The 20,950-nt window shown below is 53.8% G+C and carries 20 protein-coding genes; 7 read left to right on the top strand and 13 right to left on the bottom strand.

What is annotated here, in order from left to right:
- Positions 1 to 34: 34 nt before the first annotated feature.
- The gene (gene ghrB, locus ACT3RR_RS11905; RefSeq protein WP_100936533.1) at positions 35 to 1,012 is read left to right on the top strand and encodes a glyoxylate/hydroxypyruvate reductase GhrB; all 978 of its coding nucleotides are present in this window, start codon (positions 35 to 37) and stop codon (positions 1,010 to 1,012) included.
- A 157-nt stretch (positions 1,013 to 1,169) separates the two neighbouring features.
- Positions 1,170 to 2,420 carry a valine--pyruvate transaminase gene (locus ACT3RR_RS11900; RefSeq protein WP_396131753.1) on the top strand — a complete coding sequence of 417 codons (1,251 nt, stop codon included), beginning with the start codon at positions 1,170 to 1,172 and terminating at the stop codon, positions 2,418 to 2,420.
- Positions 2,421 to 2,497: 77 nt separating this feature from the next.
- Here ACT3RR_RS11900 and ibpB read toward each other — a convergent pair whose 3' ends face one another.
- Positions 2,498 to 2,935: a small heat shock chaperone IbpB gene (gene ibpB, locus ACT3RR_RS11895; protein ID WP_496200383.1), complete on the bottom strand. Its 438-nt coding sequence runs from the start codon at positions 2,933 to 2,935 to the stop codon at positions 2,498 to 2,500.
- Positions 2,936 to 3,056: 121 nt separating this feature from the next.
- Positions 3,057 to 3,467, bottom strand: a complete 411-nt coding sequence (ibpA, locus tag ACT3RR_RS11890) for a small heat shock chaperone IbpA (protein ID WP_140475544.1) — start codon at positions 3,465 to 3,467, stop codon at positions 3,057 to 3,059.
- 481 nt (positions 3,468 to 3,948) lie between these two features.
- Between ibpA and ACT3RR_RS11885 the strand changes: the two genes are divergently transcribed.
- Positions 3,949 to 4,317, top strand: coding sequence for a YceK/YidQ family lipoprotein (locus ACT3RR_RS11885; RefSeq protein ID WP_353504049.1), 369 nt, complete (start codon positions 3,949 to 3,951; stop codon positions 4,315 to 4,317).
- Positions 4,318 to 4,406: 89 nt separating this feature from the next.
- Here the strand turns inward: ACT3RR_RS11885 and ACT3RR_RS11880 are convergent, their stop codons facing one another.
- From ACT3RR_RS11880 to dnaA, 11 genes are all read right to left on the bottom strand, one after another.
- A complete protein-coding gene (locus tag ACT3RR_RS11880) occupies positions 4,407 to 5,687 on the bottom strand; it encodes a DUF3748 domain-containing protein (RefSeq protein ID WP_496200382.1) in 1,281 nt (426 codons plus the stop codon).
- A 70-nt stretch (positions 5,688 to 5,757) separates the two neighbouring features.
- Positions 5,758 to 7,074 (bottom strand): MFS transporter, encoded by a 1,317-nt coding sequence (locus ACT3RR_RS11875; protein WP_441655965.1) that lies wholly within the window; start codon positions 7,072 to 7,074, stop codon positions 5,758 to 5,760.
- 168 nt (positions 7,075 to 7,242) lie between these two features.
- Positions 7,243 to 8,391 carry a galactonate dehydratase gene (gene dgoD, locus ACT3RR_RS11870; protein ID WP_496200381.1) on the bottom strand — a complete coding sequence of 383 codons (1,149 nt, stop codon included), beginning with the start codon at positions 8,389 to 8,391 and terminating at the stop codon, positions 7,243 to 7,245.
- Complete coding sequence (locus ACT3RR_RS11865; protein WP_496200380.1) at positions 8,388 to 9,023, bottom strand: 2-dehydro-3-deoxy-6-phosphogalactonate aldolase; 636 nt, start codon at positions 9,021 to 9,023, stop codon at positions 8,388 to 8,390. Before ACT3RR_RS11865 ends, dgoD begins: the two co-directional genes overlap by 4 nt.
- On the bottom strand, positions 9,007 to 9,906 hold the full coding sequence (locus ACT3RR_RS11860; RefSeq protein ID WP_496200379.1) for a 2-dehydro-3-deoxygalactonokinase: 900 nt from the start codon (positions 9,904 to 9,906) through the stop codon (positions 9,007 to 9,009). The genes ACT3RR_RS11865 and ACT3RR_RS11860 overlap by 17 nt, the downstream gene beginning before the upstream one ends.
- Complete coding sequence (locus ACT3RR_RS11855) at positions 9,903 to 10,616, bottom strand: FadR/GntR family transcriptional regulator (RefSeq protein ID WP_353503765.1); 714 nt, start codon at positions 10,614 to 10,616, stop codon at positions 9,903 to 9,905. Before ACT3RR_RS11855 ends, ACT3RR_RS11860 begins: the two co-directional genes overlap by 4 nt.
- Positions 10,617 to 10,797: 181 nt before the next feature.
- Entirely contained in the window at positions 10,798 to 11,613 is an 816-nt protein-coding gene (gene yidA / locus ACT3RR_RS11850) for a sugar-phosphatase (protein WP_353503766.1), read from the bottom strand.
- 185 nt (positions 11,614 to 11,798) lie between these two features.
- On the bottom strand, positions 11,799 to 14,213 hold the full coding sequence (gyrB, locus tag ACT3RR_RS11845; RefSeq protein ID WP_353503767.1) for a DNA topoisomerase (ATP-hydrolyzing) subunit B: 2,415 nt from the start codon (positions 14,211 to 14,213) through the stop codon (positions 11,799 to 11,801).
- A 19-nt stretch (positions 14,214 to 14,232) separates the two neighbouring features.
- Positions 14,233 to 15,321, bottom strand: a complete 1,089-nt coding sequence (recF, locus tag ACT3RR_RS11840) for a DNA replication/repair protein RecF (protein WP_441655966.1) — start codon at positions 15,319 to 15,321, stop codon at positions 14,233 to 14,235.
- A 9-nt stretch (positions 15,322 to 15,330) separates the two neighbouring features.
- Positions 15,331 to 16,431, bottom strand: coding sequence for a DNA polymerase III subunit beta (gene dnaN, locus ACT3RR_RS11835; protein ID WP_034794306.1), 1,101 nt, complete (start codon positions 16,429 to 16,431; stop codon positions 15,331 to 15,333).
- 4 nt (positions 16,432 to 16,435) lie between these two features.
- A complete protein-coding gene (gene dnaA, locus ACT3RR_RS11830) occupies positions 16,436 to 17,827 on the bottom strand; it encodes a chromosomal replication initiator protein DnaA (RefSeq protein WP_353503769.1) in 1,392 nt (463 codons plus the stop codon).
- A gap of 675 nt (positions 17,828 to 18,502) precedes the next feature.
- Here dnaA and rpmH point away from each other — a divergent pair.
- Genes rpmH through yidC form a run of 4 tightly spaced genes read left to right on the top strand, consistent with a single transcriptional unit; the run spans position 18,503 to position 20,879 of the window.
- A complete protein-coding gene (gene rpmH, locus ACT3RR_RS11825) occupies positions 18,503 to 18,643 on the top strand; it encodes a 50S ribosomal protein L34 (protein ID WP_009637487.1) in 141 nt (46 codons plus the stop codon).
- 18 nt (positions 18,644 to 18,661) lie between these two features.
- Positions 18,662 to 19,021 (top strand): ribonuclease P protein component, encoded by a 360-nt coding sequence (gene rnpA / locus ACT3RR_RS11820; RefSeq protein ID WP_034794314.1) that lies wholly within the window; start codon positions 18,662 to 18,664, stop codon positions 19,019 to 19,021.
- Positions 18,985 to 19,242: a membrane protein insertion efficiency factor YidD gene (gene yidD, locus ACT3RR_RS11815; RefSeq protein WP_072009927.1), complete on the top strand. Its 258-nt coding sequence runs from the start codon at positions 18,985 to 18,987 to the stop codon at positions 19,240 to 19,242. The genes rnpA and yidD overlap by 37 nt, the downstream gene beginning before the upstream one ends.
- A 2-nt stretch (positions 19,243 to 19,244) precedes the next feature.
- Positions 19,245 to 20,879, top strand: coding sequence for a membrane protein insertase YidC (gene yidC / locus ACT3RR_RS11810; protein WP_496200378.1), 1,635 nt, complete (start codon positions 19,245 to 19,247; stop codon positions 20,877 to 20,879).
- Positions 20,880 to 20,950: the final 71 nt, after the last annotated feature.

The following is a 20,950-nucleotide window of genomic DNA, read 5'->3' as shown; positions in this document are numbered from 1 at the left end:
GGTTGGGTACATTCATTCGTTTCTGGAGTCCGTAATGAAGCCGTCTATCGTTTTATACAAAAAACTACCTGCCGACCTGCATCAACGTCTGGAAGAGCATTTTTCAATTGTCGAATTCGACGGAATTAATGAAGGAAACCGCGCCAAGGTGTTCGATGCCCTGCAACAGGCTGAAGGGCTGATTGGCTCGGGCGGCGCGGTAAACAAGGAGCTGCTGGACCACGCTCCGCGCTTGCGCGGCGTATCCACCATTTCCGTGGGTTACGACAATTTCGACGTGGACGAGCTGACTCGCCGCGAAATCCCGCTGATGCACACCCCGACCGTGCTGACCGACACCGTGGCCGACACCGTGATGGCGCTGGTGCTCTCCACCGCGCGCCGCGTGGTCAACGTTGCCGAGCGCGTCAAAGCGGGCGAATGGACCAGCAACATCGGCGCAGACTGGTTTGGCGTTGACGTGCACCACAAAACTATCGGCATTATCGGCATGGGCCGCATCGGCATGGCGCTGGCCCAGCGCGCCCACTTCGGCTTCGACATGCCGGTGCTGTACAACGCCCGCAGCCAGCATAAAGCGGCGGAAGAGCGTTTTGGCGCGAAAAAGTGCGAGCTGGACGAACTGCTGGCTAAATCTGATTTCGTCTGCGTGCTGCTGCCGCTGACTGACCAGACCTTCCACACCATCGGCAAAGAGCAGCTGGCGAAGATGAAATCCAGCGCGATTCTGATCAGCGCCGGTCGCGGCCCGGTCATTGATGAAAAGGCGCTGATCGCCGCGCTCAAGGACGGCACCATTCACGCCGCAGGTATGGACGTGTTCGAAACTGAGCCGCTACCGAAAGATTCTCCACTGCTTAGCCTGCCGAACGTTGTCGCGCTGCCACACATTGGCTCTGCCACTCATGAAACCCGCTACGGCATGGCCGCCTGCGCGGTGGACAACCTGATTGCCGCCCTGACCGGCGATGTGAAAGAGAATTGCGTCAACCCGCAGGTTCTAAATAAGTAATTTTCTTCCGCCTTTTCTGCTGTAAAAACCGCGCCACTTCACCTCTCCCTTCGCCTTGCGCGGGGAGAGGAATTCATGCAAAAACCTGCACCTGATTGCACTGTTTTAAAGCAAGCGTTAAGGTGGTCATCACATTCTGATAACACAAAGTTTGACTATGACGTTTTCTGTTTTCGGCGATAAATTTACCCGTTCCACAGGCATTAGCCGCCTGATGGGTGATATGAACGAAGGTCTGCGCACGCCGGGCGCTGTGATGCTCGGCGGGGGGAATCCTGCGCAAATACCTGAAATGCAGGACTATTTCCAGACGCTGTTTACCGAGATGTTAAGCGAAGGCAAGCTGACAGAGGCCTTGTGCAACTATGACGGCCCGCAGGGTAAAGACGTGCTGCGCCACTCGCTGGCGGCGCTATTGAAGAAAGAGCTGGGCTGGGAGTTAGATGCAAAAAACATTGCGTTAACCAATGGCAGCCAGAGCGCGTTCTTCTATTTATTCAATCTGTTCGCCGGTCGTCGCGCAGACGGTTCAATGTCCAAAGTGCTGTTCCCGCTGGCCCCAGAGTATCTGGGCTATGCCGACGCCGGATTGGACGAGAGCCTGTTTATCTCCGCCAAACCAAACATTGAGCTGCTGCCCGAAGGGCAGTTTAAGTATCACGTTGATTTCGACCATCTGAACATCAATGAAGAAGTTGGCTTGATCTGCGTTTCACGCCCGACCAATCCGACCGGCAATGTGATAACCGATCAGGAATTACAGCGCCTCGACGCTCTCGCCCAGCAGCACGACGTGCCATTGCTGATCGACAACGCCTACGGGGTGCCTTTCCCGAGCATTATCTTTAGCGAAGCCACGCCGCTGTGGAATCCGAACATCATTCTGTGCATGAGTCTGTCCAAGCTCGGCCTGCCGGGTTCGCGCTGCGGTATTGTCATCGCGGATGAGAAAATCATTACGGCAATCAGCAACATGAACGGCATTATCAGCCTCGCGCCGGGCAGCGTAGGGCCAGCCATCGCCAATGAAATGATTGCTCGCGGCGATCTGCTGCGCCTCTCCGAAGAGGTCATTAAGCCGTTTTACTATCAGCGCGTGCAGGAAACCATTGCTACTTTACGCCGCTATTTACCAGAAGATCGCTGCTTAATTCATAAACCCGAAGGGGCGATTTTCCTCTGGCTGTGGTTCAAAGATTTGCCGATCAGCACCGAAACGCTCTATCAGCGCCTAAAACAGCGCGGCGTGCTGATGGTGCCGGGGCATTTCTTCTTCCCCGGCCTTGAGCACCCGTGGCCGCACACTCACCAGTGTATGCGCATGAACTACGTGCCGGACGCCGAGCAGATCGAACGCGGGGTGAAGATTCTGGCGGAAGAAGTCGAGCGAGCACACGCCGAGGGCTGATTCGCTAATCGGCTTAAAACGCGCATAAAAAAGGAGGACGTGATGTCCTCCTTTTTCATTTCTGCTGCTTTTGGCTGTTATTCAGCCGATTGATTCTCTAACGCAGGCTTCTCAGTGCCGATGGCGATTTTCTGCGGTTGCAGCGCCTGCGGAACATCGCGCACCAGACTGATATGCAGCAGGCCGTTGACGAACTCAGCCGCCGAAACGTGCATGTGCTCAGCCAGCGTAAAGCTCAGGTTGAAAGGCTTAATCACCAGCCCCTGATGCAGATATTCCACTTTTTTATCCGCCTCAGCCGGGGTGCCGCTGACGGTCAAGCGCGGGCCTTCGACTTCAATATTCAGTTCGCTCTGCTGGAAACCGGCCAGCGCCAGTGAGATGCGATAATGGTTATCGTCTGATTTCTCAATGTTATATGGCGGGAAGCCTTGTTCAGCGCCCTGCATGGAGCTGGCGAGTTTGTCGAAGCCAATCCACTGACGCAGTAATGGGGAAAGATCGTAGTTACGCATATTTAAAACTCCTTCTGTGAAGCGAGATAATGTTTATTCATCAAGCGCCACGTTATTCATCGGCGTGACGCTGCTGCTCCCTGACGGCGAGCAAGGTGGAAAATTTAAAATTCGTTAGAAATTAGCGAATGTCTATCCGACGCGGTTTTGAGGACTCGGGGACCACGCGTTCGAGATCGATATACAGCAGACCATTCGCCAAATTGGCGGATTTAATTTGAATATGTTCTGCTAACTGGAATTTGCGCTCGAAATTACGCTCAGCGATACCCTGATATAAATAGGTACGCTCTGCGGCTGCATCTTTATGCGCGCCCTTGACCAGCAACATATTATCTTGAGCAGTAATATCCAGCTCAGACTCAGCAAAACCGGCGACCGCTATCGCGATGCGATAGTGATTTTCATCTACCAGTTCAACATTATAAGGAGGATAGCCGCCACCCTGATTTTGACCAGATTCAATCAAATTAAACAGGCGATCAAAACCAATAGCGGAACGGTATAGAGGGGATAAATCAAAATTACGCATTTATTACTTCTCCTGATTATGCAGCGAGTCGGTTAAACGACCTTCCTCATGGACAGGTCTGCGACGCTTCATACCCTGTCGGCGTATGCTTTTCCTGCGTCGTATGATAAAAATGGCGACGGAAAAAAGATTTTCAAGTCAGGGAAAGAAAAGTTTTTTATCAGTGCATGTCAGCAGGGAGCTATAGATGTCTAAACAAAGCTTAAACCCTATAAAAATTGACATTGGGCGGCAGGATCTCAGTTATCTCTTACACTATAACTAACGCTGTAATTTTGTGACAAAGCCAAAACAGATAACCCAGCGAAATAATTAGGACAGATCGCTGCGACATTTATAAACACGATTCAAGGATGAAAAAGATAAATTGGGATGGCTAGCACAGAGCCGCGCTTTGCTTTGTTAAATCTTTTAGCTGAATGATATAAATCAACGTTGACGAAATATCCTCAGCCCGACAGCATGAGATGAGTTCTACATGATGAAATCAGTTTTATTACCGCTCGTGACGGGATGCGCGTTTTTATCGGTTAGCGGTTGCTCTAGCGTAATGAGTCATACCGGCGGCCATCAGGGTTATTATCCGGGCACACGCGCCGACGTATCGATGATTTCAAGCGACGACACCAGCTGGGCCATGACGCCACTGCTGATTGTCGATCTGCCTTTTAGTGCATTACTTGATACCCTGCTGCTGCCTTATGACTATTACCGCCAGGATAAACTCAACACGCGGGATCGCATAAAAGCCAGCGAGGAGCAGAATTTAGCGATCAGCCACGGCATTGATATTGACCACGTGCCGCCAATGACTGAGTCGACGAAGCAGAAAAAGCGGGCATCACATTAATATTCCCCACCTCTGCCTCTTTTATTAAAAACAGACCGGCCCATTCATCAGGCCGGTTTTTTGCTTTTTATGCGGCCAAGCTTCTTTATTTAGCCTACATTCTGCGCCACAAAAAGCTGGGCAAACTGGCCGCACTGGCGCATATAGGCGACTTTCGCCCCGTCGGGTGAAAACACCACCGCGTCGCCGCAGGGCGCGATTTCGCTTCGCTCGGTCAGGCGGCGCATCTTGCCACTCGCCACGTCCAGCACCATCACGCTGTTATCGCAAACCAGTGCCAATGACTGTCCATTCGGGTGCCAGCTAAATGCCGACTGAATTCCGGTGGTGGTTCGGCTGATTTGCTGCGCCTGCCCGCCGTTCGGCGAAACCGTCCACAGCTGAACTACGCCGTTGTTATCCTTCATCAAAAAGGCGATTTTTGAGCCGTCCGGGGAAGCACGCAGCCAGTGGCGCGGCTGCAAGGCGACGCCGGGGAAAGCCTGCTGCGCGGTGAAGGTTATGCGGCGTTGGCGCACTCCCTTGGGCGGCGCGGGAAGCGAAGCCGGAGTGCCCTGTAACGGCAACTCTCCGGCCTGCCGATAGCTGGCGTCATCTTCAGGTAAATCAACCACAAAGACTTCCGGCAGCTTCTCGCCGCTGGCCGATAGCGTGTCGCCGATAAACGCCAGCGCCCAGCGTTGGCGGCTGCCGTCCGGCTTGAGATAGCCCTCGGTGCCAATCCAGCCCTCTTCATAGGCGCGGGTAATATCATCGCTGCCCGGCTGAGGGTCCGGCGTGGTGTGGCTCACCAGCACGCTGAAGTGGCTGCCGTCATATTCACGCGGGTGATGTTTAGGGGAAACGACGCCCAAGGAAGAGAGCGCGATGCCGACATTACGCTGATCGAGCTGCACATCCAGCTCGTGCAAAACGTGGTCGTTATAGGTAAAGCTCAGGCGGCTGCCGTCGGGGCTGAAGACGTGAACGTGGGTGCCGCCGCGCAGGGCGCCGGGGGTGAAAGGTGCCGTAATATCAAGGGCATCGAGAGTAACTGCTTCAGCTTCTGGCTCAGTGACAATCACCCCACGGCGATGATGAAAATCATATTGCCACTGTGCATCTGGGTTTTCTGGCCCGTGGATGAAGGCATAACGCACCGGCAGCTGCGCGCTGGTCGTGACCACGCCGACGTGCGCCGCCTGCCTGGCCTGATAAATCACCTGCACTTCGCCGGTTTCGACATTCACCCGCTCAATGGTTGAGCCGGTAAATGAACCGCCGTGCGGCCGGACATCATAGACCAGCCACTGGCCGTCCGGCGTCCAGACGTTAATGTTGGTCAGCTGATGCCCGCGAGCATCGTCGGTTAACTGCTTTTCACCCACCACGTTTGCTTCCTCTTATTCTCTGCCCCTGTGCGGCCTTGTTTAAGAGTAAACGTTTTTGTTTATGGGAACACTATTTGGCGGCGGGCATGGCCCCTTTGCCCGCATTCACCAGCATGGAGCGTTTGCGGCCCAGAACCAGCCCCAGCAGCCCGCCCAGGATCAGCGCGGCGGCCACGGCAATCAGCGCCGCGTCGTAGCTGTGAGTCACGTCTTTGATGCGTCCCATAATCGGCGGGAAGGTTAACCCGGCAATGTTCGCCACCGCGTTAATCAGCGCAATCGAGGCGGCACCCGCCACGCCCGCCACCGTCTCAGTGGTCACCGCCCAGAAGATGGGGGTGATGGCCCAGTTCAGCCCAACGGTCAGCACCAGCATGATGTAAGCCAGAACCAAGTTATGGGTGAAAATCGCCCCGAGCAGTAAGAAGCCCGACACAATCAGTGGCAGCCCAAGGTGCAGGGCGCGCTCTTTGGTGCGGTCCGAGTGGCGACCATTCAAATACATGAAAATACAGGCGAAAAGGAAAGGTACCGCCGACAGCAGGCTGACAATCAAATTACTCTGCTCTGACACCACGCCTTTGACGATCAGCGGCAAAAATAGCGTGATACCAATTGTCCCAAAAGCTTGTAATAACCACAGTAGACTTAATGCCCAGACCTTTTTGCTTTTTAACGCCGCCGACCAGCGATGGTCTTTATTTATCACTGACTCACCCGCTTCGCGATTTAATTGCTGCGTTAACGCATTACGCTGCGCCTCGCTGAGCCATTTGGCTTTCAACGGTGAATCATCTAAATAAAACCAGGTCACTATACCTAAAAGAAAGGCGGGAATACCTTCCAGCAGGAATAACCAGCGCCAGCCCTCAACACCTAAGAAGCCGTGCATATTAAGAATCGTGCCCGAAATAGGTAAACCGACCACTGACGCCAGCGCAGCACCAATATAAAACAGCGACATGGCCCGCGCTCTGTCACTGCGCGGATACCAACAGGAGAGATAATAAATGATCCCCGGCGTGAAGCCCGCCTCCGCGGCACCCAGCAGGAAACGCATGACGTAGAGCTGTACCGGCGTCTGTACCAGGCTCATCCCGGCGGCCAGCAGGCCCCAGGTGATCATGATGCGGGCTATCCATAATTTCGCGCCAACGCGGGTTAAAATCACATTGCTCGGCACTTCGAAAATAATATAGGAGATATAAAATATCCCGGCGGCTATACCGTACATTTCGGCGGTAAGCGCTAAATCCGCATTCATCTGCAACGCCGCTACCGAAATATTAGAACGGTCGATATAAGCAATGAGATACAGCAACATAATAAAAGGAATGATCCTGATATTCATTTTTTTAATGGTCGAGGAGTACAATTCATTATTCATCGTACGCACCTTGGTGTTGAATTACGTGAAGGGGAGCCCCTATCCCGTTAAGCGGAATAAAAACCCGTAGGTATTATTGTTTTAAATAAAAATAACCTGCTTATGCCCTAAATAATTCGAGCTGTAGGAAGGCAGCCAACGCCCCTACGGCTCGAAGTATGCCGGGCATTACCACTCGGCGACCGAGCCATCCTCATACCGCCACACCGGATTGCGCCAGTCCGGAGCCTGCTTGCTGCGCTCAATCACCAACTCTTCATTGATCACCACGCCCAGACCCGGCTTGGTCGGCGGCAGGAAGAACGCCCCTTCCATGGAGAAATCCTCTTTATTCAGCACGTAATCGAGCAATTCCGCGCCCTGATTGTAGTGGATCCCCATGCTTTGCTCCTGAAACACAGCGTTGCGGGAAACAAAGTCGACGTGCAGGCAGGCCGCCAGCGCGATAGGCCCCAGCGGGCAGTGTGGCGCGAGGGTGACGTCATAGGCCTCGGCCATCGCGGCGATTTTGTAGCACTCGGTGATGCCCCCGGCGTGGGAGAGATCGGGCTGAAGAATTGCCAATCCGCCCTGCTCCAGCACGCGTTTAAACTCGAAGCGTGAATACATGCGCTCACCGGCGGCAATCGGGATATGGGTCTGCGCGGCCAGCCGTGGGTAATATTCCGCCTGCTCGGCCAGCACCGGCTCTTCAATAAACAGCGGGCGATACGGCTCCAGCTCTTTGATCAGCACTTTTGCCATTGGCGCATTCACCCGGCCATGGAAATCCAGACCAAACTCAATGCTGTTGCCGAAGGCTTCGCGGATTTGCGCCACCACTTCGACGGTGGCATCGATTTTGCGCGAACTGTCGATAAGTCCCATCTCTTCGCAGCCATTTAGCTTGAACGTATCGAAGCCAATGCCCTGTAATTTGCGAATGCCTTCAATCACTTCCGCCGGACGGTCGCCGCCCACCCAACTGTAGGCTTTGATTTTATCTCGCACTAAACCACCAAGCAGTTGATAGACCGGCACGCCGAGCGCCTTGCCTTTGATGTCCCACAACGCCTGATCGATGCCGGAAATGGCACTCATCAGAATAGGGCCACCGCGATAAAAACCGCCACGATACAGGGTTTGCCAGATATCGTTGATGCGCGCCGGGTCTTGCCCAATCAGGTATTCACCCAACTCATGCACCGCTGCTTCCACGCTGCGGGCGCGGCCCTCAATCACCGGCTCGCCCCAGCCGCTGATGCCTTCGTCGGTGTCGACTTTCAAAAACATCCAGCGCGGCGCCAGACGGTAAGTGGTCAGTTTGGTAATTTTCATTGCAGTGCTCCCCGATAGGCGTCGATAAAGGCGCGGGCCTGTTGTTGCGTGCGCGAAACCGGCTGCCCGGCGCGGTATAAATCGCTGCCCAGGCCAGCGCCGACGCAGCCTGCCGCCATAAACAGATGCAGGTTTTCCGGCGTGACGCCACCGACGGCGAACACCGGGATCGCCGGCGGTAACACCGCTTTCAGGGCTTTGATGTATTCAGGGCCGAAGGCCGAAGAGGGGAAAATTTTCAGCCCCTGTGCTCCAGCTTCCAGCGCGGTAAAGGCTTCGCTGGCCGTGGCACAACCGGCGCAGACCACCATGCCCAGCTCGACGGCGCGGCGGATCACCGGCGCGGAGGTGTTTGGCGTCACCACCAGCTTGCCGCCCAATTCGGCCAGCTGGTCGACATTTTGCGGCGTCAGCACGGTACCGCCGCCAATCAGCGCACGCGCGCCATATTTGGCACTCACGGCTTTGATGCTGGTTTGCCAGTCGGGTGAATTCAGCGGGATTTCAATGGCGTTGAAGCCCGCCTCAATCAGCACTTCCACGTGCTGCTCCACCTCGGCAGGCGTGATGCCGCGCAGGATGGCGATCAGTGGCAGCAGTTCACCGTCGAATACCTCAGTTTTCCAACTCATTGACTATGCTCCTTATTCCCGCCTGAAAAGCCGCATCGCCCTCAATAACCTGGGCCTGAATCCCCGCCATTTTCAGCGCGGGGAGATAACGTTGAGTCAACGCCGGGCTGCCCACCAGCACCAGCGGGCCGTGCTCTCGGCTGAGCGAGTAGTGTTGTTGCATTTGTGCCACTTCGTGGCCGATTAATAGGCCGGAGAGCCAGTCGCTGACCGAGGTTTTCGCCAGTTTTCCCAGCACTCGCGCGGCCCTGACTTCAAACAGTCGGCGCATCAGGCTGCTGTCGTAGAAGCCCTGCTCCATGCCTTTGGCGAAAGCCGCGCTGTCGGCGGTTTGCTCCGGTAGGCCGCTACCAATCAGCGAATGGGTCAGCAGCAAGTGGTGCAACTCGCCGGTCATCACGGTAGAGAAATCCACTACGCTGTCGCCCTCAAGGCGCACCCATTTACTGTGGGTGCCGGGCAGCAGGTAAAACTCGGCGGGCCGCGTGGCATAAGCTCCCACCAGCTGGGTTTCCTCGCCGCGCATCACGTTGAGGTTGTCTTCACTTTCGATACAAATACCCGGAATAATGCGCACATTGGCCGACGTAGCCTGCTCGACAGGCGTCAGCCGATGAGGGATTTCAGAAAGGCTGATCGGGCAACGCAGATAGGGCGCTGGCACCCAGCCCGCGTCGCTGCCGACCATTCCCGCCATCAAGACCGGCAGACCTTGCTGTTGCCACGGGGCGATAAGTTGCTGGAAAACCTGCACCGGCGTTCGCCCTTCGAGGCGCGTAACCCCGGCGGTCGACTGCTGGCTATCGACGCATTTGCCGTCGCGGTAAAGCCAAGCGCGCAGGTTGGTGGAGCCCCAGTCAACGGCGATATAGCTGTGGTTCATGGCATCTCCTGCAAACGGCGGGTGGTGCTGGCAATCATGGCTAACGCCGCCTGCTCCGCCTCATCTGGATGTTGTAAGCGAATGGCGTCGTACAGAGACTGATGCTCGCGCAGGGTGCGCGGCATGTTGTTGGCGTCGGGCATGTAAGTTCTTTCGAAAACGGCGCGTTGCAGAGAACTGATGACCACGCTGAGCTGCTGCATAATCGGGTTATGCACCGCCGCCAGCACGGCTTCGTGGAAACGGACATCGGCCTCGTTAAACGCCTGACGCTCCTGAGCAAATGCCACCATGTCGTTGAGCGCGGCTTCAATTCGCATCAGATCGGCGGCCGTGGCGCGCGCAGCGGCCCAGCGAGCGATTGCCGGTTCCACTAAGTTGCGGATTTCACTCATGGCTGCGATAAGCTCGGGTTTATCACCCTGCGCCAGCGACCACTGCAAGACGTCGGTATCGAGGAAATTCCATTGGTCGCGCGGGGTGACGAACGCGCCGCGATAGCGTTTGATATCTATCAGTCGTTTGCCGGTTAGCGAGCGCATTACTTCACGGATAACGTTTCGCGAGGTTTGAAACTCTTCGCACAGCTCAGATTCAGGCGCCAGCGCGGCGCCCGGAGGGTATTTGCCCGCCACAATCTGCTCGCCTAATGCCAAAATAATACGATCGGTTTTGCTCAACAGGCTGTCTTCATTCACCACAACGTCCATGCCATCTCCGGCTAAAAGTCATTCAACTTGTGAGCGATTGTAGTACCCAATATTTGGGTTGTACTACAATTCAGATCACATTTTAGACAATCAGCAACATTGAATTAACAATTGTGTGAAGTGGCGACGAATGGCGGGCATAAAAAAAGCGGCCAGTGGCCGCCCTGTTCATCAGTCTATATCAGACATTTAATACAAATTTTTCAACGGCATAGGCCACGCCGTCTTCAAGGTTGGTTTTGGTCACGAACTGGCTGACGGCCTTCACGCTGTCCAGCGCGTTACCCATTGCCACGCCGATACCGGCATATTCCAACATGGCGATGTCGTTTTCCTGATCGCCAAGGGTCATGACGTTTTCACGCGGAATGCCCAGTTTTTCCGCCAAGGCTTTGACGCCTTCGCCTTTGTTCACGCGCTTATCGAGGATCTCGAGATAGTACGGCGAACTTTTCATGATGGTGTAGTTTTCCCGAGCTTCAGCAGGGATTTGCGCGATAGCGCGGTCGAGCAGCTCGGGATGATCGATCATCATCACTTTCGGGAAGGTCATCGCCGCGTCCATCTCTTCTGCCGGGCAGAAGTGCAGGGGAATGCCGGTGACCGCCGACTCATGAACAGTGTACTGGCTGATATCGCTGTTGGCGGTAAACAGCTCGGTGCGGGTCAGCGCGTGGAAGTGAACGCCCAGCTCGCGAGACAACCTCTCAAAGTAGTGATAATCATGGATATCCATAGCTATTTCGGCAATCACGCTGCCATCCTGCGCGTTATGCACCAAAGCGCCGTTATTGGTAATGCAATAACAACCCTCTTGCTGCAAATCCAGCTCCATCAGGTAACGCTGCACGCCAACGAACGGACGGCCGGTCGCCAGAACAATCTGCACGCCTTTGTCGCGAGCGGCGGACAGTGCCTTTTTCACCGCGGGTGTCACTTCATGCTGCGGATTGAGCAACGTGCCGTCCATATCAATTGCGATTAATTCAATAGCCATAGCATCCTCTGAATTGTCGGTATCTAGCCCAATGCTAGCGCGATATGCCGAGTTGATCACGGATAAAAAAAATCCGAAGTGATTTCTCACTCCGGACTTAGTTTCATAACACTCTACTACCCAAAATCATTCGTGCTGTATCAAGGCAGCCAACGCCGAGACAGCGCGAAGGATGCCGGGTATTTTTAGATGTCGATATTCGCGGCTTTCAAGGCATTATCTTCGATGAAGGCACGACGCGGCTCAACGGCATCACCCATCAGGGTGGTGAACAGCTGGTCGGCGGCGATAGCATCTTTGATAGTTACGCGCAGCATGCGGCGTTGCTCTGGGTCCATGGTGGTTTCCCACAGCTGTTCTGGGTTCATTTCACCCAGACCTTTATAACGCTGTACTGAAAGGCCGCGACGGGACTCTTTCACCAGCCATTCCAGCGCCTGCTCGAAGCTGGAGATTGGCTGACGGCGTTCGCCACGTTCGATGAAGGCATCTTCTTCGATCAGGCCGCGCAGCTTCTCACCGAGAGTGCAGAGTTTGCGGTATTCGCCACCGTGAACGAACTCGAAATCAAGATCGTAATCGGTATCCACGCCGTGAGTACGGATACGCAGAACCGGCTCGTAAATCTGGCGTTCGCGGTTTTCACGCACAATGGCGCTGTAGCTGCTGCCGTGCTGCTCTTTTTCATTGAGCAGAGCAACCAGCGACTCCATCCAATCCTGAACTTTAGCCTGATCGGTGAGATCGGCTTCGTGCAGCGTTGGCTGGTAAACCAGACGGTTCAACAGAGCACGCGGGTAGCGGCGCTCCATGCGGCCAATCATTTTCTGTACGCTGTAATGTTCGGCAACCAGTTTTTCCAGTGCTTCACCTGCCAGCGCCGGAGCGTGGGCATTGGTGTGCAGGGTTGCGCCGTCCATTGCGATGGTGATTTGATACTGGTCCATCGCTTCATCATCTTTAATGTACTGTTCTTGCTTGCCTTTTTTGACTTTATACAACGGCGGCTGAGCGATATACACGTGACCACGTTCGATAATTTCAGGCATCTGACGGAAGAAGAAGGTCAGCAGCAAGGTACGGATGTGAGAACCATCGACGTCGGCATCGGTCATGATGATGATGCTGTGGTAACGCAGCTTGTCAGGGTTGTATTCGTCACGGCCAATGCCGCAACCCAACGCGGTGATAAGCGTCGCAACTTCCTGAGAAGAAAGCATTTTGTCGAAACGCGCTTTCTCAACGTTCAGGATTTTACCTTTCAGCGGCAAAATGGCCTGATTCTTACGGTTACGGCCCTGTTTGGCTGAGCCGCCCGCTGAGTCCCCTTCCACTAAGTAGAGTTCAGAGTGGGCTGGGTCGCGTTCCTGGCAGTCGGCCAGTTTGCCCGGCAAGCCGGCCAAGTCGAGCGCGCCTTTACGACGGGTCATTTCACGCGCTTTACGTGCAGCTTCACGCGCACGGGCGGCATCAATGATTTTGCCTACGACGATTTTGGCGTCGGCTGGGTTTTCCATCAGGTAATCAACCAGTTTCTCGTTCATCAGCGACTCAACGGCAGTCTTCACTTCGGAAGAAACCAGTTTGTCTTTGGTCTGAGATGAGAACTTAGGATCGGGCACTTTAACGGAAACCACGGCAATCAGGCCTTCACGGGCGTCGTCGCCGGTGGCGCTGATTTTCGATTTTTTGCTGTAGCCTTCTTTATCCATATACGCATTCAGCGTACGGGTCATCGCAGAGCGGAAACCGGCAAGGTGAGTACCGCCATCGCGCTGAGGAATGTTGTTGGTAAAGCAGTAAATGTTCTCTTGGAAGCCATCGTTCCACTGCAATGAGACTTCAACGCCGATATCGTCTTTCACGGTAGAGAAATAGAATACCGTTGGGTGGATTGGCGTTTTGTTCTTATTCAGATATTCCACGAAAGCCTTGATACCGCCTTCGTAGTGGAAGTGATCGCTCTTATCGTCGCGCTTGTCCAGCAGACGAATTGCCACACCGGAGTTCAGGAACGACAGTTCACGCAGGCGTTTCGCCAGAATGTCGTACTGGAATTCGGTTTGGTTAGTAAAGGTCTGGAAGCTCGGCCAGAAACGCACGGTAGTACCGGTAGTTTCCGTTTCACCGACCACTTTCAGCGGGGTTTGTGGCTCGCCGTGCACGTAAGTTTGCTCATGCACTTTGCCTTCGCGGCGGATAACCAACTCGAGTTTTTCTGACAGGGCGTTAACGACGGAAACACCCACGCCGTGCAAGCCGCCAGAGACTTTGTACGAGTTATCATCGAATTTACCGCCGGCATGCAGAACGGTCATGATGACCTGAGCAGCAGAAACGCCCTCTTCTTCATGAATACCGGTCGGAATACCACGGCCATCATCCTGAACGGAGACAGAGTTGTCAGCGTGGATAGTGACTTGAATCTCTTTACAGTGGCCAGCGAGGGCTTCGTCGATAGCGTTGTCCACAACCTCGAATACCATGTGGTGCAGACCAGTGCCGTCATCGGTATCGCCGATATACATGCCGGGGCGCTTACGCACCGCGTCCAGCCCTTTTAATACCTTGATACTTGAGGAGTCATAAGAATTCGACATCAACGTTTCTCGCTCATTTTTAGTCCTGTGATAGAACGGCTATTTTACCTTGTTCCACGCGGAACATCTTGCCCTTTTCACCCATCATGTCGGTTACTTGCTCAGCAGCAATGGCGCTGACAAATACCTGAGCCTGGGTGGCTTTCAGGCGATCGGCCAGTAACCGACGTCGGTCGGCATCCAGCTCGGAGGCAAAATCGTCAAGAAGATACAGGCAACGCCGCCCGCTCTGTCGGGTGAGAAACTCACCCTGCGCTAATCGCAGCGCACACATCAGTAATTTCAGCTGCCCGCGAGACAGTAAATCCTCCACCGGCGTGCCATCGGCACGGATGCGGAAATCGGCTTTATGCGGGCCTGATGCGGTATAGGTTAAGGCTCTGTCGCGCTCAAAGTTACGCTCCAGCAATTCACCATACTCAGTCTCTTTATCCCATCCTCGCTGGAAAGAGAAACTCAGGGCAAACTCAGGCAGGAACTGGGCGCAGGTCGCGCTGATATCAGCGGCGATTGCGTCACTGTAGGCTGCCCGCCATTCGCTAATGCGCTCGGCTAGCGGGATCAACTCCTGATCCCAGGCACGAATCTGCGCATAGCGACTCACCTGACGCAGCGCGGCGTTGCGCTGCTTGAGTAACCGACGTAGGTTGCTCCAGGCGATAAAAAAACCGGGGTCATGATGGAAACAGCCCCAGTCGAGGAATGCTCGTCGGTACTTTGGCCCGCCGTTCAGCAGGGTAAAGCCCTCGGGAGTGATCAGCTGCATCGGCAGCAGTTGCGCCAGTTCAGACACCTTGTGGCCGTCGCTGCCATCAATGCGCACTTTGCTGTCACCCTGGCGGCTTTTACTTAGCCCAACGGAAATATCACGCTCGCCGCCTTCATCGATACGGCCATGCAGAATGAATTCCGCCTGATCGTGACGAATTACTCTTCCCGCCTGCAAACTGCGAAAAGCGCGCCCGTGCCCTAGCGTATAAACCGCTTCTAACACGCTGGTTTTACCACTGCCATTGGGGCCGACCAGAAAATTGAAGCCGGGCGACGGGTCTAAATCCGCCGCCTCGATGTTGCGGAAATCTTTTATCAGTAATCGGGTGAGGGCCATTAATTCAGATCACAGCCTCATTGGCATAACAACGTAGGCGGCTGACTGGCTGGCGGCATCTTCAATCTGCACGCTGGATACTGAGTCAGTCAGCAGCAGATTCACGTCTTCGCACTTCAGCGCATTCAGCACGTCGAGCACGTAACTGACATTAAAGCCGATTTCCATTTCAGTGCCGTCATAGCCGACGTCGAGAATCTCTTCGGCTTCTTCCTGCTCTGGGTTGTTGGCCGTAATTTTCAGCTGGTTATGGCTGACATACAGGCGAACACCGCGGAATTTCTCGTTGGAAAGAATGGCGGCGCGAGCAAAGGCTTGCTTGAGCAAGTCACATCCCGCTTGCAGCGTTTTGTCCGGATTTTTCGGCAATACGCGGCGATAATCAGGGAAACGGCCATCAACCAGTTTCGAGGTGAAGATGAAGTCGCCGACGTGCGCACGGATGTTATTGCTGCCAATTTGCAGCTGCAATAGAGCGTCGCCGCCATCCAGCAGGCGAACCAATTCCATCACGCCTTTACGCGGCACGATCACCGAATGTGACGGCAACGCCTGCCCGATAGGCATGGAGCAGACCGCCAGACGGTGGCCGTCGGTAGCCACAGTGCGCAGCTCTTCGCCTTCCGTCTCAAACAGCATGCCGTTTAAGTAGTAGCGAACGTCCTGATGCGCCATGGAGAACTGAGTGGCTTCAATCAGGCGTTTTAAGGTCGCCTGTGGCAAAGTGAATTCGACTTCGCTCTGCCAGTCGTCCAGATTGGGGAAGTCAGTCGCAGGCAGGGTCGACAGCGAGAAACGGCTGCGGCCCGAGCGAACTAACATGCGGTCACCGTCCAGCGCGACGGAGATTTCCGCGCCGTCTGGCAGACCACGGCAAATATCAAAGAATTTACGCGCCGGAACGGTGGTCGCGCCCACTTCATGGGGTTGAGACAGGGCCACCTTCGCCACCATCTCCATCTCTAAATCGGTACCTGTCAGCAACAGCGAACCCTCAGTCACCTGTAAAAGCAGGTTGCCGAGAATAGGTAAAGTTGGTCGCCCACCCAGCGGGCTACTGACCTGTTGCAGCGGTTTTAGCAAATGCTCACGTTCAACAATAAATTTCATAGCGCTAGGAGGATAATGTTCTGATTAAGTTGGAGAAATCTTCTTTGATGTCGTGACTTTCTTCACGCAGCTGCTCGATTTTACGGCACGCGTGCAACACCGTTGTATGGTCGCGACCACCGAACGCATCGCCGATTTCTGGCAGGCTGTGGTTGGTGAGCTCTTTCGCCAATGCCATCGCCATCTGGCGCGGGCGGGCTACCGAACGAGAGCGTCGTTTGGAGAGCAGGTCTGCAACCTTAATCTTATAATACTCGGCCACCGTTTTCTGAATATTATCAATGGTGACCAACTTCTCTTGCAGCGCTAATAGATCGCGCAGCGCTTCACGAACGAAGTCGATAGTGATCGCCCGGCCAGTAAAGTTGGCGTTGGCAATCACGCGGTTCAGCGCCCCTTCCAGCTCACGGACGTTAGAACGCAGACGTTTAGCAATAAAGAAGGCGACTTCACCCGGCAGGCGAATATCATTTTCATCAGCCTTTTTCATCAAGATGGCGACGCGCGTTTCAAGCTCAGGTGGCTCAATCGCCACGGTCAAACCCCAGCCGAAGCGGGACTTAAGCCGGTCTTCAACGCCGTTAATCTCTTTCGGATAACGGTCAGACGTCAGGATAATTTGCTGGTTACCTTCAAGTAGGGCATTAAAGGTATGGAAGAACTCTTCCTGAGAACGCTCTTTATTAGCAAAGAATTGAATGTCATCGATCAGCAGTGCATCGACCGAACGGTAGTAACGTTTAAACTCTTCAATGGCGTTGTTTTGCAGGGCTTTAACCATGTCCTGAACAAAACGTTCGGAGTGCATGTACACCACTTTGGCATTGGCTTTGCGCGCCATGATGCCATTGCCGACCGCGTGCAATAAGTGGGTTTTACCGAGACCGGTACCGCCATAAAGGAAAAGAGGGTTATAGGCACCGCCAGGATTGTCCGCAACCTGACGTGCAGCCGCGCGAGCCAGCTGGTTCGATTTACCTTCGACGAAGTTGTCAAAAGTGTGCTTGGGATTCACATTCGAGCGATATGACAACTCGGGCTGTGCCGCCGAGCTGTCCCAGCTTGGGCGCGAAGGCGCAAGCCGTGGTGCAGGTTGAGTGGCAGGCGAACTCACGCTGGCGGTAACCGGCTGGTTAACGCGTTGAATCAGCGGCTTGCTGCCGACCTCAAAACGCAATAATGGCGCATCAGTGCCGCAAAAATCGTTAAGCAAACCATTGATATTGTTTAAATACTTGTCTCTCACCCAATCAAGGACAAAACGATTAGGTGCGTAAAGCGCCAACGTATTGTCACTGAGTTCCGCCTGCAAGGGGCGTATCCACATACTGAATTCTGTGGCAGGTAACTCATCCTGCAAACGGGCAAGACATTGCTGCCAAAGCGAAAGTGACACGGCGGACTCCACTCGAACAAGATCAAAAAAAGAAAAGGATCAGGATATTTTTTAAATCATGATTTTTGACACACGTACCGCCCGGCGTTGCGGGGGATGAGTCTTCAATCACCCTGTCAGTGATATGAATTACCGTGCGAACCGCTTTTTACGGTTTTGTCGACAACGAGCGTGCTGGGATCGCTGTCGGAATGGCGGATCATAACGCAATCCGACACAGAGATCCTCCCCTTCCTGACAGATTAGATCCTTTTTATCCACAGGCTACGATCAGCAAGTGGGTAAGCTTAGCCGATCCTAAAAAAATTAGGTGTCGTAATCATCACTCACTGCAAAAAATAAGATTTATTCGCTATGTTTTTAATCAGCCTGATCGTCAGATCACATAACTAAAGTGGAAGGATCTGCGGTCGATCCTTGCGCTTTAGGGCGGAGTCCGTATAATCCTCAGCCCTACGTGTGATGCCTGTGTTCCTGATGGTCATAGCCTGATGGGATTAAGCGGTGACCACGGGCCATATATGGTAAACATCTGGTAATGTAAATTGACTCAGGACTGTACAGTTATTACAATCCCGCTTCTTTATATGTTGCGATAAAGGCATCGGTTGTTTTTTCACCGACAGCCAACGCGTTTACTGATCAGTAATAATTTAAGTTTAGGTAGAAATCGCTATGAAACGCACTTTCCAACCGTCCGTATTGAAGCGCAACCGTAGCCACGGTTTCCGTGCTCGTATGGCCACCAAGAATGGTCGTCAGGTTCTGGCTCGCCGCCGTGCGAAAGGCCGTACCCGTCTGTCTGCTTCTAAGTAATAAAAGCTAACCTATTTAGTGGTTAAGCTCGCTTTTCCCAGGGAGTTACGTTTGTTAACTCCCCGTCATTTCACTTTCGTCTTCCAGCAGCCACAACGGGCTGGCACGCCGCAAATCACTATACTCGGCCGCCTGAACGAGCTGGGGCATCCCCGCATGGGTCTCACCGTCGCAAAAAAACACGTCAAACGCGCTCATGAGCGTAACCGGATAAAACGCCTAACCCGCGAAAGTTTCCGGCTACTTCAGCACAAGCTGCCTTCGATGGATTTTGTGGTAGTGGCTAAAAAGGGTGTCGCCGATTTAGACAATCGTGCGTTGACGGAAGCGTTGGAGAAATTATGGCGTCGACATTGCCGGCAGGCTCCCGCATCCTGATCGGGTTGATACGTGGTTATCAGCTTTTTATCAGTCCCTTGCTTGGGCCACATTGTCGTTTTCGACCAACCTGCTCTCAATACGGTATTGAGGCCATTGGTCGTTTTGGCATGTTAAAAGGCAGTTGGTTGACATTGAAACGCGTATTAAAATGCCATCCTTTGAACCCAGGTGGTGATGACCCCGTGCCGCCGAAAACCGACAATAACAGAGAACTCTAACGATGGATTCGCAACGCAATCTCTTTCTCATCGCTCTGCTGTTCGTGTCTTTCATGATCTGGCAGGCCTGGCAGACGGACCACGCTCCGCAACCAGCCAATCAGACCACGCAACAGACTGCGAATACTGCTAACGGCGATGCTGCTAACCAGGCTGTTCCTGGCAGCGGACAGGGCAAAATGATCACCGTCAACACTGACGTGCTGTCATTGAGCATCAACACCCGTGGCGGTGATATTGATCAGGCTTTACTGACTGCTTACCCAACGTCTCTGGGTTCAAGCGAACCTTTCCAGCTTCTGGAAACCACTCCTAATTTCGTCTATCAGGCTCAAAGCGGTCTGACGGGCAAAAACGGCCCAGACAACCCGGCTAACGGCGAACGTCCTCTGTATCAGGCTAGTCAGGACAACTTCACCTTAGGCGAAGGTCAGGCTGAACTGCGTATCCCTCTGACTTATACCGCTCAGAACGGCGCAGTGATCACCAAAACTTTCGTTATCAAGCGTGGTTCTTACGCCGTGAATGTTGAGTACAACATCAACAACACCACTGCGACCCCACTTGAAATGACGCTGTTTGGCCAATTGCGCCAAACCACCGAGCTGCCGAAGCACAAAGATACCGGGAGCAATAACTTTGCCCTGCATACCTTCCGTGGCGCTGCTTACTCGTCTAGCGATGATAAATATCAGAAGTACGCGTTCGATAAGAGCGAAGCGCTAAACGTCACCACTCAAGGCGGCTGGGTTGCCATGTTGCAGCAGTACTTTGCAACCGCGTGGATCCCTTCAGCGAAAGACACCAACAACTTCTACACCACGACCAATAACGGCATTTCCACTGTTGGCTTCAAAGGTGCACCTTTTGTTGTTCAACCTGGCGCGCAGCAACAAGTGGCTTCTACCCTGTGGGTAGGCCCAGAGATTCAGGATCAAATGGCCGCCATCGCGCCGCACCTTGACCTGACTGTTGACTACGGCTGGTTGTGGTTCATTTCTCAGCCACTGTTTAAACTGTTGAAATTCATTCACGGTTTCATCGGTAACTGGGGCTTCTCCATCATCATCATCACCTTTATTGTTCGCGGTATCATGTACCCACTGACCCGCGCTCAGTACACGTCGATGGCGAAAATGCGTATGCTGCAGCCGAAACTGGCCGCGATGCGTGAACGCATTGGTGATGACAAACAGCGCATGAGTCAGGAGATGATGGCGCTGTATAAAGCAGAGAAAGTGAACCCGTTGGGTGGCTGTCTGCCGCTGGTTATCCAGATGCCAATCTTCCTGGCATTGTATTACATGCTGTCTGGCTCCATTGAATTGCGCCACGCGCCGTTCGCCTTGTGGATCCATGACCTGTCAGCGCAAGACCCGTACTACATTCTGCCGATCTTGATGGGTATCACGATGTTCTTCATTCAGAAGATGTCGCCGACTACCGTCACAGACCCAATGCAGCAGAAGATCATGACCTTCATGCCGGTCATCTTCACCGTGTTCTTCCTGTGGTTCCCATCCGGTCTGGTGCTGTACTACATCGTCAGTAACCTGGTAACCATCCTCCAGCAGCAGCTGATTTATCGCGGGCTGGAAAAACGTGGTCTGCACAGCCGCGACAAGAAAAAATCATAAGTCAGTCTCAGGGGCTTCCCGCCCCTGAAGCTCTAAACTTGTGAAATTCTGAACTTGTGTAATTAACAGAA

It is taken from the genome of Ewingella sp. AOP8-B2-18 (genome assembly GCF_052376015.1).
GTDB classification, from domain to species: Bacteria; Pseudomonadota; Gammaproteobacteria; order Enterobacterales; family Enterobacteriaceae; genus Ewingella; species Ewingella allii.
The sequence above is the reverse complement of the archived record's forward strand: the minus strand, read 5'-3'. Positions and strand labels throughout refer to the sequence as shown.

Coding starts and splice junctions, on each gene's coding strand:
- yidD (WP_072009927.1), top strand. CDS start 18,985: ATGGCGTCGACATTGCCGGCAGGCTCCCGCATCCTGATCGGGTTGATA.
- ACT3RR_RS11900 (WP_396131753.1), top strand. CDS start 1,170: ATGACGTTTTCTGTTTTCGGCGATAAATTTACCCGTTCCACAGGCATT.
- gyrB (WP_353503767.1), bottom strand. CDS start 14,213: ATGTCGAATTCTTATGACTCCTCAAGTATCAAGGTATTAAAAGGGCTG.
- ACT3RR_RS11860 (WP_496200379.1), bottom strand. CDS start 9,906: ATGAACCACAGCTATATCGCCGTTGACTGGGGCTCCACCAACCTGCGC.
- dnaN (WP_034794306.1), bottom strand. CDS start 16,431: ATGAAATTTATTGTTGAACGTGAGCATTTGCTAAAACCGCTGCAACAG.
- ACT3RR_RS11855 (WP_353503765.1), bottom strand. CDS start 10,616: ATGGACGTTGTGGTGAATGAAGACAGCCTGTTGAGCAAAACCGATCGT.
- dgoD (WP_496200381.1), bottom strand. CDS start 8,391: ATGAAAATTACCAAACTGACCACTTACCGTCTGGCGCCGCGCTGGATG.
- ibpB (WP_496200383.1), bottom strand. CDS start 2,935: ATGCGTAACTACGATCTTTCCCCATTACTGCGTCAGTGGATTGGCTTC.
- recF (WP_441655966.1), bottom strand. CDS start 15,321: ATGGCCCTCACCCGATTACTGATAAAAGATTTCCGCAACATCGAGGCG.
- ibpA (WP_140475544.1), bottom strand. CDS start 3,467: ATGCGTAATTTTGATTTATCCCCTCTATACCGTTCCGCTATTGGTTTT.
- rpmH (WP_009637487.1), top strand. CDS start 18,503: ATGAAACGCACTTTCCAACCGTCCGTATTGAAGCGCAACCGTAGCCAC.
- ACT3RR_RS11875 (WP_441655965.1), bottom strand. CDS start 7,074: ATGAATAATGAATTGTACTCCTCGACCATTAAAAAAATGAATATCAGG.
- ghrB (WP_100936533.1), top strand. CDS start 35: ATGAAGCCGTCTATCGTTTTATACAAAAAACTACCTGCCGACCTGCAT.
- yidA (WP_353503766.1), bottom strand. CDS start 11,613: ATGGCTATTGAATTAATCGCAATTGATATGGACGGCACGTTGCTCAAT.
- yidC (WP_496200378.1), top strand. CDS start 19,245: ATGGATTCGCAACGCAATCTCTTTCTCATCGCTCTGCTGTTCGTGTCT.
- ACT3RR_RS11885 (WP_353504049.1), top strand. CDS start 3,949: ATGAAATCAGTTTTATTACCGCTCGTGACGGGATGCGCGTTTTTATCG.
- ACT3RR_RS11865 (WP_496200380.1), bottom strand. CDS start 9,023: ATGAGTTGGAAAACTGAGGTATTCGACGGTGAACTGCTGCCACTGATC.